The 14441-nt window shown below is 26.9% G+C and carries 16 protein-coding genes and 1 riboswitch; of the genes, 2 read left to right on the top strand and 14 right to left on the bottom strand.

Annotation, left to right across the window (positions count from 1 at the left end; translation table 11 throughout):
- Nucleotides 1-27: 27 nt before the first annotated feature.
- Genes EGD97_RS04525 through cdaA form a run of 8 tightly spaced genes read right to left on the bottom strand, consistent with a single transcriptional unit; the run spans nt 28 to nt 7136 of the window.
- Nucleotides 28-603 (bottom strand): 2-oxoacid:acceptor oxidoreductase family protein, encoded by a 576-nt coding sequence (locus EGD97_RS04525; RefSeq protein ID WP_127836575.1) that lies wholly within the window; start codon nt 601-603, stop codon nt 28-30.
- A gap of 39 nt (nt 604-642) precedes the next feature.
- Complete coding sequence (locus tag EGD97_RS04520) at nt 643-1386, bottom strand: thiamine pyrophosphate-dependent enzyme (RefSeq protein WP_078682273.1); 744 nt, start codon at nt 1384-1386, stop codon at nt 643-645.
- Nucleotides 1370-2500, bottom strand: a complete 1131-nt coding sequence (locus tag EGD97_RS04515; protein ID WP_127836574.1) for a 3-methyl-2-oxobutanoate dehydrogenase subunit VorB — start codon at nt 2498-2500, stop codon at nt 1370-1372. Before EGD97_RS04515 ends, EGD97_RS04520 begins: the two co-directional genes overlap by 17 nt.
- Nucleotides 2501-2518: 18 nt before the next feature.
- Nucleotides 2519-2728, bottom strand: a complete 210-nt coding sequence (locus EGD97_RS04510) for a 4Fe-4S binding protein (protein WP_078682271.1) — start codon at nt 2726-2728, stop codon at nt 2519-2521.
- Between the two features lie 17 nt (nt 2729-2745).
- Nucleotides 2746-3411, bottom strand: a complete 666-nt coding sequence (locus EGD97_RS04505; RefSeq protein ID WP_127836573.1) for a P-loop NTPase family protein — start codon at nt 3409-3411, stop codon at nt 2746-2748.
- Between the two features lie 57 nt (nt 3412-3468).
- A complete protein-coding gene (locus EGD97_RS04500) occupies nt 3469-5070 on the bottom strand; it encodes an NAD(P)/FAD-dependent oxidoreductase (protein WP_127836572.1) in 1602 nt (533 codons plus the stop codon).
- A 3-nt stretch (nt 5071-5073) separates the two neighbouring features.
- The gene (locus tag EGD97_RS04495; protein ID WP_127836571.1) at nt 5074-6333 is read right to left on the bottom strand and encodes a CdaR family protein; all 1260 of its coding nucleotides are present in this window, start codon (nt 6331-6333) and stop codon (nt 5074-5076) included.
- A complete protein-coding gene (cdaA, locus tag EGD97_RS04490; RefSeq protein ID WP_078682351.1) occupies nt 6309-7136 on the bottom strand; it encodes a diadenylate cyclase CdaA in 828 nt (275 codons plus the stop codon). Before cdaA ends, EGD97_RS04495 begins: the two co-directional genes overlap by 25 nt.
- A 571-nt stretch (nt 7137-7707) precedes the next feature.
- On the opposite strand from cdaA, the gene EGD97_RS04485 reads away from it, so the two are divergent.
- Nucleotides 7708-8712 (top strand): hypothetical protein, encoded by a 1005-nt coding sequence (locus tag EGD97_RS04485; protein WP_127836570.1) that lies wholly within the window; start codon nt 7708-7710, stop codon nt 8710-8712.
- A 262-nt stretch (nt 8713-8974) separates the two neighbouring features.
- Nucleotides 8975-9097, top strand: a riboswitch (cyclic di-AMP (ydaO/yuaA leader).
- Nucleotides 9097-9624 carry a cell wall hydrolase gene (locus tag EGD97_RS04480; RefSeq protein ID WP_127836569.1) on the top strand — a complete coding sequence of 176 codons (528 nt, stop codon included), beginning with the start codon at nt 9097-9099 and terminating at the stop codon, nt 9622-9624. It overlaps the preceding riboswitch by 1 nt.
- A gap of 224 nt (nt 9625-9848) precedes the next feature.
- Here the strand turns inward: EGD97_RS04480 and EGD97_RS04475 are convergent, their stop codons facing one another.
- The 6 genes from EGD97_RS04475 to EGD97_RS04450 form a co-directional block, all read right to left on the bottom strand.
- The gene (locus EGD97_RS04475; RefSeq protein WP_127836568.1) at nt 9849-10715 is read right to left on the bottom strand and encodes an NAD(P)/FAD-dependent oxidoreductase; all 867 of its coding nucleotides are present in this window, start codon (nt 10713-10715) and stop codon (nt 9849-9851) included.
- 36 nt (nt 10716-10751) lie between these two features.
- Entirely contained in the window at nt 10752-11069 is a 318-nt protein-coding gene (gene trxA / locus EGD97_RS04470) for a thioredoxin (protein WP_127836567.1), read from the bottom strand.
- Nucleotides 11070-11196: 127 nt separating this feature from the next.
- Complete coding sequence (aroQ, locus tag EGD97_RS04465) at nt 11197-11634, bottom strand: type II 3-dehydroquinate dehydratase (RefSeq protein ID WP_127836566.1); 438 nt, start codon at nt 11632-11634, stop codon at nt 11197-11199.
- On the bottom strand, nt 11634-12143 hold the full coding sequence (locus EGD97_RS04460; protein WP_127836565.1) for a shikimate kinase: 510 nt from the start codon (nt 12141-12143) through the stop codon (nt 11634-11636). Before EGD97_RS04460 ends, aroQ begins: the two co-directional genes overlap by 1 nt.
- Nucleotides 12127-12924, bottom strand: coding sequence for a shikimate dehydrogenase (gene aroE, locus EGD97_RS04455; protein ID WP_127836564.1), 798 nt, complete (start codon nt 12922-12924; stop codon nt 12127-12129). Before aroE ends, EGD97_RS04460 begins: the two co-directional genes overlap by 17 nt.
- Nucleotides 12925-13099: 175 nt before the next feature.
- The gene (locus tag EGD97_RS04450) at nt 13100-14353 is read right to left on the bottom strand and encodes a tetratricopeptide repeat protein (RefSeq protein ID WP_127836563.1); all 1254 of its coding nucleotides are present in this window, start codon (nt 14351-14353) and stop codon (nt 13100-13102) included.
- Between the last annotated feature and the right edge of the window lie 88 nt (nt 14354-14441).

Below are 14441 nucleotides of genomic sequence, written 5' to 3'. Positions count from 1 at the left end.
GAAAAAAGAGGTAAGATTTCCTGTGTATTATTTAATAACAGTATTAATTTTTTCTTTAGTGTGCTTTATAATTTTAGACGCATAGTCTGCACCTTTTTCTAATGCTTTTTTATTAGCTTCATAAAATTTTTCTTTGCCATGCTCTTTAAGTGATTTTAAAACAGTTTCCATAGATACTATTTTTGTTTTACTAATTAGTGCTCCTAAAAGCACCATATTTGCTATGGTTTTACTCCCAATTTCTTCTGCTATAGTTTGAGCTGGTATACTTATTATTTCTATGTCCTCTCTATTTGAGGTTCTATTTATTAAATCGCTATCTATAATTAACAAACCATTAGGTTTTACAGAATTTTCAAATTTATCTAAAGAAGGTATATTCATAACAACAAGAGTTGAAGCTTCATTTACAATTGGAGAATCTATTGCTTTATCTGTAAGTATTACAGAACAATTAGCAGTTCCTCCTCTCATTTCTGGTCCATATGAAGGAAGCCATGAAACATTAAGTCCCGACTCCATACCTGCATAAGCTAAAAATTTTCCCATAGATAAAATTCCTTGTCCTCCAAAGCCTGCAAATAATATTTCTTGTGATGACATTATTTCATCCCCTTTTTTATTTATTCCTTGCTTTACTAATTATTTAGAAACAGTATCTTTTTTAACACCAAGCGGATAATATGGTATCATGTTTTCTCTAAGCCAGTTAAAAGATTCTTGTGTAGACATACCCCAATTTGTAGGGCAAATTGATAGTACTTCTATTAATGAAAACCCTAATCCTTTTATTTGATTTTCAAAAGCTTTTTTTATAGCTTTTTTAGCTTTTGTAATATTAGGAATACTATCTACTGATACTCTTTCAATATAGCAAACCCCATCTAACGTAGAAAGCATTTCCGAAACCCTTATAGGATATCCTGCTGTTTTAACATCTCTACCATAAGGTGATGTTTCTGTCACCTGTCCTGGAAGAGTAGTTGGAGCCATTTGTCCACCTGTCATTCCATATATGCAGTTATTTACAAATATAGTGGTTATATTTTCTCCTCTTGCTGCTGCATGAACAATTTCTGCTGTTCCTATAGCAGCTAAATCTCCATCTCCCTGATAAGTAAATACAACACTATCTTTATTAGCTCTTTTTATACCAGTAGCTACTGCAGGTGCTCTTCCATGAGCTGCTTCAAACATATCACAGGCAAAATAATTATAAGCTAAAACAGAACATCCTACTGGAGCTACACCTATTGTTTTATCTAGAATATCAAGTTCATCTATAACTTCTGCTATAAGTCTATGAATTATTCCATGGGTGCATCCAGGACAGTAATGAGTTGGTACATCTAAAAGAGCTTTTGGAGCTTCAAATACAACTGCCATTATTTTCTCCTCCTTTAGTTAAATTATGAATTTTGTTACTATCTTTTTTATTTAACTCTATTATTTCTTTAATTTTATTTAAAATTTCTACGGGACTAGGAACCATACCTCCAGTTCTACCATAAAAATAAACTTTATTTCTCCCATTTACAGAAAGCTTTACATCTTCTACCATTTGCCCTAAACTCATTTCTACTGAAATATATCCAAATTTTGTTTTATTTATTGTCTTATCAAAAGCTTCTTCTGGGAACGGCCATAATGTTATAGGCCTTATAAGACCTAGATTAATTCCATTTTTCTTAGCCATTTCAATAACGTTTTTGCATATTCTTGAAACAGTACCGTATGCAACCATAATTAAATCACATTCTTTTTCACAATTATATAACTCATACTTAGTTTCTTTTTCCCTTATTTCGTTAAATTTAGCTTCAAGCTTTAAGTTATGTCTTTCTAATTCTTCTGGATCTAAATATAAAGAATTTATAACATTATGTTTTTTTCTTCCTTTAAGACCATTAGCTGCCCAATCTTTATTTTTAATTTCTCTTTTATTTCTTTCTTTAAATTCTACTGGTTCCATCATTTGTCCAAGCATTCCATCTCCCATAATCATACAAGGAGTTCTGTATATATCAGCTACATCGAAAGCTTCTTGAACTAAGTCTACCATTTCTTGAACAGAAGCAGGTGCATAAACTGGCATATGGAAATCTCCATGAGCCCCTCCCTTAGTAGCTTGAAAATAATCTGACTGTGCTGGTTGTATACCTCCAAGACCTGGACCTCCTCTTACTATATTTACAATAACACAAGGAAGCTCAGCTCCAGCTATATAAGATATTCCTTCTGATTTTAAGCTAATTCCAGGACTTGAAGAAGAAGTTAAAACTCTAACTCCACTTCCTGCTGCTCCATATACCATATTTATAGCTGAAATCTCACTTTCAGCTTGAAGGAAAGTTCTTCCAAGTTTAGGCATCATTTTAGACATATACGCTGCAAGCTCCGTTTGAGGAGTTATTGGATATCCAAAAAAACATTGACAATTAGCTCTAATAGCAGCTTCTCCTATGGCTTCATTGCCTTTTATTAATACTTTTTCTCCCATATAAAATCCTCCTAACGCTTATTTTATAACAGTTATTACACAATCAGGACACATTTTTGCGCAAGAAGCACAGCCTATGCATTTATCCATATTTTCTTCGCTTACTCCAGCAGGATGATATCCACCAAGATTTAACTTATCTCTAAAACTTATAATAGTTTTAGGGCATACATTTATGCAATTCCCACAACCTTTGCATCTTTCTTCTCTAAAAATAACTCTCGCCATAAAATTCCCTCCTGTTTTTATCTCCAAGGTGGTTTCATATAAATATCTATTGGAAAAATTTTACCACTAACTTTATTTTCGATTTTTTCTTTTAAATCCCTCCTGCAAACTGTATATTTATAAGGAATTTTTAGTTTTTTAGATAAATTTAAAACTTCTTTATCTCCTTTTAATATATCTTCTGCCGTAGTTTCATAAGATAAATTAGTATTTGATATTAAATGTGTAACTTTTAACCTTGAAGAATTTTCTATGCTTTTTAAATATTCTTCTGTTTCTTCTAAATTTGAAGTTTGTGGTCTATTATTATTAACCACAAAATACATTTCATAAGGCTCTTCTTTAAAAAATCTATTGTATTGCCCAAGTACTATAGCTCCTGCATCGTCTCCACCTATATCCATAACAACTTCAAATGATTTATCATTAAATATAGAAATAAGGTCTGGAGGCACTACAGCAAGCTCTGCATTAGAATAATGCGGATTTGATGATATCACCTTAATTCCATATTTTTCTTTTAAATATTCACTTATATCTCTTACACAAAAATATGGATTAACTATATCAATATCTGCTAGAACAGTTTTTTTATTTTTTTTTGCAAGATTTATTGCATAATTTATAGCTATCTCTGTTTTCCCACTTCCAAAATGTCCTGTAAAAATTCTTATTCTTGCCATTTAATCCTTCCCTTCTTTTTCATTATACTACTATTTGTTTTTAAATGCTAAAAATTATTAATTAAATGGTGCCCATTCTTTCATAATTATTTCTGCTACTCTTAATCCATCAGCAGCAGCTGACATTATACCTCCTGCATATCCTGCTCCCTCTCCTGTTGGATATAAACCTTTTAAAGATATACTTTGAAAATTTTCTCCTCTTTGAATTCTTATAGGTGCAGAAGTTCTAGTTTCTATACCTGTAAGAACGACATCATTGTGAGCAAAACCTTTTATTTTTTTATCAAAATTTATTAAACCATCTTTTAAAGATTCTATAACAAAACTTGGAAGACACTCTCTTAAATCTTTAAACTCATATCCTGGTTTGTAAGTTGGAACTACGCTTTTTATACATTTACTTACTCTGTCATTAAAAAAATCCCCTACAAGCTGAATTGGAGCTTTATACCCTCCTCCTCCTGCATTATATGCTAAAGATTCATAATATCTTTGAAATTCCATACCTTTTAAAGGATTAGTACCTTTAAAGTCATCAGGACTAACTGCAACTACTAATGCAGAGTTTGCATTAATTTTATCTCTTTTGTAATAACTCATTCCATTAGTTACAAGTCTTCCTTCTTCAGAAGCTGCAGCTACAACTTCCCCTCCCGGACACATACAAAAACTATATACTGCTCTTTTAGTTTTTTCACTTATATGTGTGAGTTTATAATCTGCAGCCTTAAGTCTTTTATGTCCAGCAAATTTTCCATATTGGCTTTCATCTATTAAACTTTGCAAATGTTCTATTCTAACTCCAATAGCAAAAGGCTTTGGAGTTAAATCTATTCCTCTTTTATAGAGCATTTCATAAGTATCTCTTGAACTATGTCCTATGGCTAAAATTAAATTTGTACAAGGTAATGTTTCTCCATTTACTACTATTTTTACTAGTTTACCATCTTTAATAATCAAATCCTCTAAAGTACTATTAAATCTTATTTCTCCTCCAAAACTAATTATTTCTTTTCTTATATTTTTAACTACATCTTTTAAAATATCTGTTCCTACATGAGGTTTACCGCTATATATTATTTCTTTTGGAGCCCCATATTTTACGAAAGTTTCTAAAATATAGCTGCATCTAGGATCCTTTATTCTTGTTGTAAGTTTCCCATCAGAAAAAGTTCCTGCTCCTCCTTCTCCAAACTGAACATTAGAATTAATATCTAATTTACCAGTATTCCAAAAATTTTCTACACTTTTAGTTCTTTCATCTACATTTTGGCCTCTTTCAATAATTATGGGTCTATAACCATTTCTAGCCATTAAAAGACCGGCAAACATTCCTGCCGGTCCCATTCCAACAATTATTGGTCTTTCCTTAAGTTTTTTAGTACCAAGTGGAAATGTGCTTATGTGTTCGTTATTTTCAAATTTAACATCTTTATCATTAAGTTTTTTAACTAATTTTTCTTCATTATCTGTTTCTACCTCTAAAGTATAATTAAATTTAATGTTATCTTTCCTTCTTGCATCTATAGACTCCCTTAATATTTTATAATTTTTAATAGAATCTTTAGATATTTTAAGTTTTTTGGCTGCTTTATCTTTTAATAAATCTATTTCTTCATCTATATTTAATATTATATTGTTAAGTCTTATAGACATATCCTATTGTCCTCCCTGAATTGGTGTTGTATTTACATTTTGTGATGGATCATTAACTGTCTGAGTTTCTTTTTTCTTTAAAACAACCTTTATAGTTTCTGGATTTACAGTTATATTAGAAAGATCATATGGTATTGAAGTATTTACTTTTATACTATATTCTCCTTCAGAATTTAACGAACTTAAATCTACAAAACAATTAATATTTTCATTATTGATTTTATCTATTACGCTCTCTAATCCTAATACAGTAATATTAGCTTTTACACTGCTTAAAGATGCTGTAAAATTATCATTCAAATTTTTTATAGATATATCCTTTGTAAGTGTTTTGCTTTCTACTTTTTCAACTATAGCTTTCACTTTAATAATATTATCGTTATTTAATAAAATTACTCCTTCTTTAGGTATTATTTTAACTGGTATTTCTTGGCTTGAAGTTATAGAACTTAAGTCTATAGGTTCTGTTTCAATATATGTTATATTATTTGTATCATTTTTTAAAACTACTTCTATTTTATCAGGTACTGCAGTTAAAGATTTTAAATGTATATCTTTGTTTAGAGTTCCTTTAGTATTAATTTTTACAGGAAGAGTTTTAGTCTCTTTTATAGGTATTTTAACTTCTACAACATTTATATTTAAATTTACATTTTCTACTTCTTTACCTGAATCATCCACAGCTTTAAGAGGCAATCTTAAATTTAAATCTTTATCTAAGTTTTCAATATTTTTACTAGCTTCAGCTCTTACAACTTTATTAACATATCTTGCTGCTCCACTTACAGATACTTCTGTTGGACTAATACTCTCTTCTAAAGCATAAAACCCCTCTTTTAATTTTCCCTCTATATTAAACTTTACAGGTACAGTTTTTTCAACATAATCATCAAATTCAACTTTTATATAATAAGAGCCACTATTTAACACAGTTACATTTACCGGCTGTCTTTCTATTATTACTGGAATTCTAATTTCGCCTTTTGAAAGAGCATACATGCTCATATCTGCTACTACCTTAAATTGATCTTTATTAAGTTCTATATCTGAAGGAGTACCTTTAACATTTAAAGTTACCATAAATTTTTGCCCTGGTAAAATAGCAAGTTTTCTTTCTGTTACCGATTGAACATTTACTAGATCTACTGGTACTGTAACAGTTCTTGTAACAGCATAATCTCCAACATTAACTATGTAAAGCCACAAAGAAAAGGCTGCTATTACACAGCATATTTTTATTAGCCACGTATTTTTTTGCTCCATAATACCATCCTTTCCTTAACAGTCAGCTTTTTGTTTTGTTTAGCTTTAAGTATTCTTATAAGTATATCTTTAAGTCTTTCTTTAGTGTAATTTCTTGTAAGTTTCCCATTAACAGCCAAAGAAATTGTCCCTGTTTCCTCTGAAACAATTATAGTTAAAGCATCTGAAACTTCAGATACTCCTATTCCTGCTCTATGTCTAGTACCTAACAATTTGCTTATATTTTCATTATTTGTAAGGGGAAGAAAACAACCTGCAGCTACTATTCTATCATTTCTAATAATTGTTGCACCATCATGAAGAGGTGTATTAACTACAAATATATTTTCAAGAAGTGCAGCAGAAACTAATGCATCTAATTTTGTTCCAGTATTAATAACTTCTGCAAGACCTGTTCTATTTTCAATAACAATAAGTGCTCCCGTTTTAGATTTAGATAAATTTTCAACGGCTTCACCAACTTCATTAATTACTCTTTCCATTACTTCATCATCATCTAAAAGATGTTTTTCAGTAAAAGTACTTCTTCCTATATGTTCTAATGCTCTTCTTATTTCTGGCTGAAATATTATTATAATTGTAAGAATACCTATTGTTATTGTTTTATTTAAAATCCAGCCTAACATTGTAAGTTTAAGAATTGAACTTATAGGTATAAGCAAAAGAATTAAAAGTATTCCCTTTAAAAGCTGTTCAGCTCTTGTTTCTCTTATAAGCATATATGCTTTATAAAAAATATATGATACCACAATAATATCCAGTATAGAAAACACGCTTATAGTTTTTATACTGTTTAATAACATTTTAAAGAATTCTTCCAAAATTCCCCCTCCTTTGTTGTATATTTTTGCTACTTCTATTTATATACAATTATACACCAACACATCCTTTTATAGTATAAAATTATTGCTAATTTTTTTAACTTTAATCAACTTATGTTCATAATATTTAAATTCTGTATAAATTTTAAAGTTTGGTGTTTAGTCTATGTTTAGTCTAGTAAAATAATAATCCTCTCTGGTCAGATAAAAGATATTCCCTGCTCGGATTATTATTTTACTAGACTAATATTTAAAGTTTAGTGTTAATATCTAGTAAAATAATAATCCTCTCTGGTCAGGCAAAAGATATTCCCTGCTCGGATTATTATTTACTAGACTAATATTTAAAGTTTAGTGTTAATATCTAGTAAAATAATAATCTTCTCTAGTCAGGCAAAAGACATTCCCTGCTGGGATTATTATTTTACTAGATTGTATCTAATTTTTATGTTTTATATATAATAAAAGTAATTTTTAAGATTATAATGGAATATTTATATATAAGTACAAATGATAGTAAAATAAGTTTACATTTAAAGGGTTGGTGATAATTTTGGAAAATAAAAAAATCAAGAAAAATAAATTATTTATTTTTGAAATTTTAGTTTTTATAATTTTAATTGGAGTAATTTTTTATGAAACATATTTTATATTTATAAATAATTCTTCAAGTTCTTATGAAAAAAACATTAAAAACAATATAAAAGAATTAAACATTATAAATGATGAAATGGGGAAATACAATTTAGGGCAAGCACTTAATGCAAAAAAACTTGAAAATTTAAGGGAGAGCATGCCTCAATATGTTGAAAAACTTAATAATATTAAAAATAATTTTGATAAGATGGTTCCAGAAGAAAAGTATAAATCAGACCATACTAATTTAATGAATGGTTTAGAAAAAAATATACTTATATTTAGACAAGCTGAAGCTATATTGAAAGATCCTGAAGGAAAAGATGTAAATGTAGCTGCAGATAATTTGAAAAAGTATCGTGATGATTGTTTAAATTATTATTCAAAAATAAATTCAAAAAAAATGAAAGTTTCTTTATCTTCAAATTGCATAAATTTTATTAATAACACTTTAAATTATGCAAACACTATGGCTAGAATTACAAAAGATAAAGAAATATCTTTAAATCAAAATATTGAATTTATAAACAATATGGATTTAATTATATCTAAATTTTCTTCTATAAAAATAGATCTTTCTCCCGAGTTATTAAACGAAAATAAAGATTTAAATAAGATTATTTCTATTGCATCTAATAAAAGTGATGAACTTTATATTTTAAAACAAGATTTTTCAAATATAAGTGTTCCACCTAAAGCATTAGAAACATATAAGCTTTTAAATGAAACTATTGAAAGTTATGCAAATTATCTTCAAAAATTTACAGATTTAAGCCAAAATCAAAATGAATCAATATCTAATGTTTCTTCAAAAATTATTGATAATCTTTATAAAGACAGCAGTTCTTTATTTAATACAGTAGAAACAAATTTTAATAAATTTTTAAAATCTTACACTGAATTTAAAAATTCAAATCTCTAATAAAATAATATTTAATATAGTAAAATAATAATCCGAGCAGGGAATATCTTTTATATGATAAGAGAGGATTATTATTTTACTTAATATTAACATTAAATTTTAAATATATAACATAGTAAAATAATAACCCGCGCAGGGGATATCTTTTATCTGATCAGAGAAAATTATTATTTTGCATATTATAAAATATTATTTGGCATACTATAAAAATGGTATGCTGATTTTTTTGAACAATTTTGTATTATTTTTTAAAACTGTGGAATAATAATCCTAGCCTAAGTTTTAAAAACGCGGGGAAACCACTTTTTTGGGGTGAATCGTTTTTTGTAGGTTATGCCTTTACCGAACCCGTCAGCTAACCCCGTAGGTAAAAGGAGGAAAATAATGAAAAAAACTATTTTTATATTATTTCTTATTTGTGTTATTTTAACTATTCCTTGGTCTAAAGTTAGTGCAAAAGATGAAATGGAATGCGATCTATACAAAGAAGAAATAAATACTGTTCAAGTTTTTAATCTATCTGAAAATAAAACTATAAATATAACTGAAGATGATTTATATCTTATGGCTCAAGTAGTATATGCAGAAAGCTGCTCAGAACCTTATGAAGGAAAAGTTGCTGTGGCTTCAGTTATATTAAACAGGGTTAAAAGCCCAGGTTTTCCTAAATCTATAGAAGGCGTCATAAAACAAAAAAATGCTTTTTCTTGTATTAGAAATGGCAAAATAAATGTTATACCTGATGATGCAAGTTATAAAGCAGTCTTAGACGCATTAAAAGGCATAGATCCAACTAATAATGCACATTTTTTTTATAATCCTAAAATATCAACTTCAAAATGGATGGATCAAGTAAGTAAAGTTAATATTAAACCTATAGGTAATCATGTTTTTTTTGCCGTAAATAAATAGTAACATTAAAAACTTTCGCAAAATAAATTATTCATATCTACGTATTAAAAAAACATATCTATATATTAAATTAAAGTAAATGACATATGTGTAATGAACATTTAGTAAAGTCATTTAATAAAATATAGAATTTCTTTACTAAAGAATAGCCGCAAATTAAGTGCTTTCTCTTTGTTTAAACATTAAAGTTTAATTAAAGCACTTAACTTGCGGCTATTTTAATTTTAAAGTTTCTTTAAAGAGTCAATATAAGCTACTGCATTTAAAGCTGCTACTTGACCTTCTCCAGCAGCCTTCATGTATTGGTATGGTCTGCCAACACAATCTCCAGCAGCATAACACCCTTTTATATTTGTTTCCATATTTCTATTTACTTTTATATGAGAGTTTTCTATAAGAAGTCCAGGTACTAACTGCCCTGGAGGTACACTATCTTTTAAAATAAATATTCCATCTGTTTCTATTTCTCTATTGTTTAAAATTAACTTTGATACAAAATTATTACCTTTAATTTCCAAAGGTTTGCCATTTAATAATTCAATTTTTTCTTTAAGCTTATATTCTCCTTTATACATTGGAATATAATAAGTCTTAGATGCAAGTTCACTTACATAATTTGCATCTTCTTCAGCTTCATTGTTATATCCTATAATTGTAACTATTTTACCTTTATAAAGCGGTGCATCACAAGTAGCACAATAACCTACACCTTTTCCTAAAAATTCTTCTTCACCTTTAATAGATTTTGTATACTCTACACCTGTGGCTAAAATTAAGGCAGTAGACTCATATATTTTTTCATTTACCATCAAGGTAAAATAGTCTCCCATAGAATAAACAGCATTTATTCTTTCATAAGTTATATTAATATTCATTTTATCAAGATGTTTTTCAAATTCTTTTTTTAAAATTTCACCTGATATTTCTGGAAAGCCTAAATAATTATTTATTTTAGGTGCTTTATAAAGCTTTGCACTTAAATTTTTGCTTCCAAATATTATTATATTTTTATTTCTTATTTTAGCATTAATTGCAGCTGATATACCAGCTGGTCCACTGCCTACTATAGCTATATCATATCTATCAACCACGTGATCCACCTCATTTGTATTAAAATATGCTTTTAGTTAAATATGTTTTTCAATAAATTCTTTCATAGCATCCTTTGGTCTAAATCCAATTATTTGATCTTTAACTTCACCATTTTTAAATATCATAACTGTTGGTATACTTGCAATTCTAAATTTTTGTGAAACTATAGGATTATTATCTACATTCACCTTTATGAATTTTACCCTTCCTTCATATTCTCTCTCAAGTTCCTCTAAAACTGGTCCTAACATCTTACATGGTCCACACCATGGAGCCCAAAAATCAACTACTACAGGCATATCACCTGCATTTATTTCTTCATTAAAATTATTATCCATTACTTCTTTAATCATTTTTATCCCTCCTATATTTATCATACCCAATAGGGGTATAAACATATTATAATTTTAACTTATATTTTTATAAAAATCAATACTTGTAACAATTATTTAATAATAATTATTGTATCTAATATTATTTTTACAAAGATTTTTCATAATGTAAAATAGCTTCCATAGCCATAACATATCCAAAAATCCCAAAACCACATATCTGTCCAATGCAAGCAGGTGCTATTACAGATTTTCTCCTAAATTCTTCTCTTTTATGTATGTTGCTTATATGTACTTCAACAGTTTTTATATTTACACTTAAAATTGCATCATATATAGCTATGCTATAATGTGTATATGCTCCAGGATTAATTATTATTCCATCATATTTTCCATATGCATCTTGAATAAAATTTATTATTTCTCCTTCTATATTGCTTTGAACCATATCTAATTCTATATTTAATTCCTTTGCTTTTTCATTAAGATATTTGCACATAGTATCAAAGCTTTCGCTACCATAAATATTTTTTTCTCTTATACCAAGCATATTAATATTAGGACCATTAATAATAAGTATTTTCATTATAAATCACCTTCTAATATTTTTATTATTTTATTTATAGATTCTTCGATTGTTCCAGAATTTTCCACTTCAAAATCACAATATTTTTTGTATAGATTATATCTTTCTTCGTAAAGTTTGTATAATCTGTTTTTTTCTTCCTTAAGAAGCGGTCTTTTAGATACATCTATATCAAGAGCTATTTTATCTACTGGTCTATTTATAAAAATTATAATTCCATTTTCTTTTAAAAAATCAATATTTGTTTTTCTTAATACAATACCACCGCCAGCAGAAATAACATAACCTTTTAATTTGCTGATTTCTTTTACAGATTTTTCTTCTATATCTCTAAAATATGTTTCACCATATTTAAAAATTTCGTCTATGGTCATATTTTCTTTTTCTTCAATATATATATCTAAATCACAAAATTTCATATTAATTTTTTCTGACACTATTTTACCAATTGTTGATTTCCCACATCCTGGCATACCTATAAATACAATATTTTTATTTAAATTTCTCATAAACTTCATCTACAACTTTCTCTTCAATTTTTTTATTCATCCATAACTCTTGCGATTTTACAGCTTGAGCAATAAGCATATATAAGCCATTTATAGTTTTAAGTTTTTTTTCATAAGCATATTTCAAAAATTTAGTTTCTTTAGGATTATAAATTAAATCTATTGCTGTGGCATAATTTTCAAAAATTTCTTTGTTTACAGGAGATTCTTCAATGTTAGGAAACATTCCACATGGCGTACAATTTATAATTATATCTTGATTTTTTATATTATTTAATTCATTATAATCTATAATTTTATTTTTATTTCCACAAAATTTATTTTTATCTCTTGTAACATATGTTATCTCTTTTGCATTATTATCATAAAGATATTGAACTATTGCTTTTGAAACTCCACCTGTACCTAATAATACTATTTTTTTATCTCTTACATTAATATTAAACTTATCAAGTGTCATTCCAAATCCATAATAATCAGTATTATATCCATAAGTCTTATTATCTTTAAACACTATTGTATTTATAGCACCTATCTTTTTGGCTTCAATGGATATTTCATCTAAAAACTCCATAATTTCTACTTTATATGGAATAGTAACATTTACACCTGCTACCCTTAAAACTTGAAGAGCTTTTACAGCATCTTTAATGTCTTCTTTTTTTATTTCAAATAAATGATAATAAGCATCAGCATTAGTCTTTTCAAATATAATTGAATGAATTTCAGGCGAAAAACTATGAGAAAGTTTTTCGCCCAGTAGACCATATAACTTTTTCAAATATTTTCACCTTCTTAAACGATATATTTTATACACTAAAAACATAATTCAAGATAAATTTTCCATACATATTTATTGCCGTTTATTATAACATTTCACCTAAAATTTGTAAAGATAATAATGTTTATATTCTCACCTTATTGAGAATATTTTAATAATTTATAATTATTAAAATTTAATTATTTTTTAGTATTTCTTTAACTATAGAATTATTATAAATAGAGTTAGGATATAATTTAATTAATTTTCTCGCATAATTTTTAGAAGCTTCATCATCTATGTCTTTATATATTAAAGCAAGCTCATAAAGCACTGTTTCTTCATAATCTCCATTTGGATATTGGCTATCATATTGTTTATAATATTTTATTGCATTTTCTATATCTCCCATTTCTTTATATGTTAATCCAAGCATATAATTTATATGAGAATATAAATAACTTTCACTTCCATATATATAAGCTTTATTTAAATTTTCTATAGCTTTAGTATAATCTTTCGAAGATAAATATTCTCTTCCTTTATTATAAAAATATAAAGCTCCATTATTTTTTAAAATTTCTTCAGCTTTTGCAATTAATTTAGTATTTTCATATGATGTATTATCATTTTTTAAATTTGATAATATAGTATAAAGTTTTTCATAATCTTTATTTTCTAAAGCTTTATTTATTTCTTCTTTAGGGAAAATTTTATAAGAATTCTCTTTTATTTCTTCTTTTTTATTTTCGCTTTCATTTTTTAAATCATTTTTTATGCTCATATTATTTTGAATTTTATTGCTTGAATTATTATTTATGCTTTCTATGTTTTTACTATAATCTTTAGTTTTTTTTGAAATTTTTATAAATGTACTAGAAATTATAAATATTAAACTTAAAATTATTATAGGTGCAAAGTATCTATTGTATGATTTATTTTTAATAATTCCAAAATCTATAAGTTCTTTTTTTAAAGAAAGAGCTGTTTTATTATTTTTATCTATATTTAACACTTTTTCTATAAAAATTTCAGCCTTATTATACTCGCCAAGTTTAATATAACAAAAGGCAATAGAATTATTTACATTTATAAAATTAAAATCACTTTCAAGGCAACTTTCAAGTTTGTACAAAGCCTCTTTTATCTTTATTTCTTTAATATAATTAATAGCTTCTTTATAAAGCTTATTCTTTTCTTTATCATTTTTACTATCTTCTAAATATTTTTTAGATACCATATCTTCATTAATTTGATAGTTCATATTCCATAAAGCTTGTGCATTGTCAAGTTCTCCCTTTAAATAGTATAAAAGTCCTTTAAGGTTAATGGCTGATGAATTTTTTAAATTTTCAGATATACTTTTTTCGCAAAACTCTAAAGACTTATCTATATACCCATCATTATAAAACTTAATTGCCTTTGCATATAATTTAGTAGATTTATCCATATAACTATTACCTCTTTATATCTTAAAATAAAGTTTTTATCATTATTAATTATAATATCATGATTATTTTGCAAAAAGTATGTAAAAA

It is taken from the genome of Clostridium prolinivorans (assembly GCF_004011155.1).
Lineage (GTDB): Bacteria > Bacillota > Clostridia > Clostridiales > Clostridiaceae > Clostridium_AT > Clostridium_AT prolinivorans.
This window is presented reverse-complemented; position numbering and strand designations above follow the sequence as displayed.

Coding starts and splice junctions, on each gene's coding strand:
- EGD97_RS04480 (WP_127836569.1), top strand. CDS start 9,097: ATGAAAAAAACTATTTTTATATTATTTCTTATTTGTGTTATTTTAACT.
- EGD97_RS04520 (WP_078682273.1), bottom strand. CDS start 1,386: ATGGCAGTTGTATTTGAAGCTCCAAAAGCTCTTTTAGATGTACCAACT.
- aroQ (WP_127836566.1), bottom strand. CDS start 11,634: ATGAAAATACTTATTATTAATGGTCCTAATATTAATATGCTTGGTATA.
- EGD97_RS04510 (WP_078682271.1), bottom strand. CDS start 2,728: ATGGCGAGAGTTATTTTTAGAGAAGAAAGATGCAAAGGTTGTGGGAAT.
- EGD97_RS04495 (WP_127836571.1), bottom strand. CDS start 6,333: ATGGAGCAAAAAAATACGTGGCTAATAAAAATATGCTGTGTAATAGCA.
- trxA (WP_127836567.1), bottom strand. CDS start 11,069: ATGATTAAAGAAGTAATGGATAATAATTTTAATGAAGAAATAAATGCA.
- EGD97_RS04500 (WP_127836572.1), bottom strand. CDS start 5,070: ATGTCTATAAGACTTAACAATATAATATTAAATATAGATGAAGAAATA.
- EGD97_RS04460 (WP_127836565.1), bottom strand. CDS start 12,143: ATGAGAAATTTAAATAAAAATATTGTATTTATAGGTATGCCAGGATGT.
- EGD97_RS04515 (WP_127836574.1), bottom strand. CDS start 2,500: ATGGGAGAAAAAGTATTAATAAAAGGCAATGAAGCCATAGGAGAAGCT.
- EGD97_RS04525 (WP_127836575.1), bottom strand. CDS start 603: ATGTCATCACAAGAAATATTATTTGCAGGCTTTGGAGGACAAGGAATT.
- cdaA (WP_078682351.1), bottom strand. CDS start 7,136: ATGTTATTAAACAGTATAAAAACTATAAGCGTGTTTTCTATACTGGAT.
- EGD97_RS04450 (WP_127836563.1), bottom strand. CDS start 14,353: ATGGATAAATCTACTAAATTATATGCAAAGGCAATTAAGTTTTATAAT.
- EGD97_RS04505 (WP_127836573.1), bottom strand. CDS start 3,411: ATGGCAAGAATAAGAATTTTTACAGGACATTTTGGAAGTGGGAAAACA.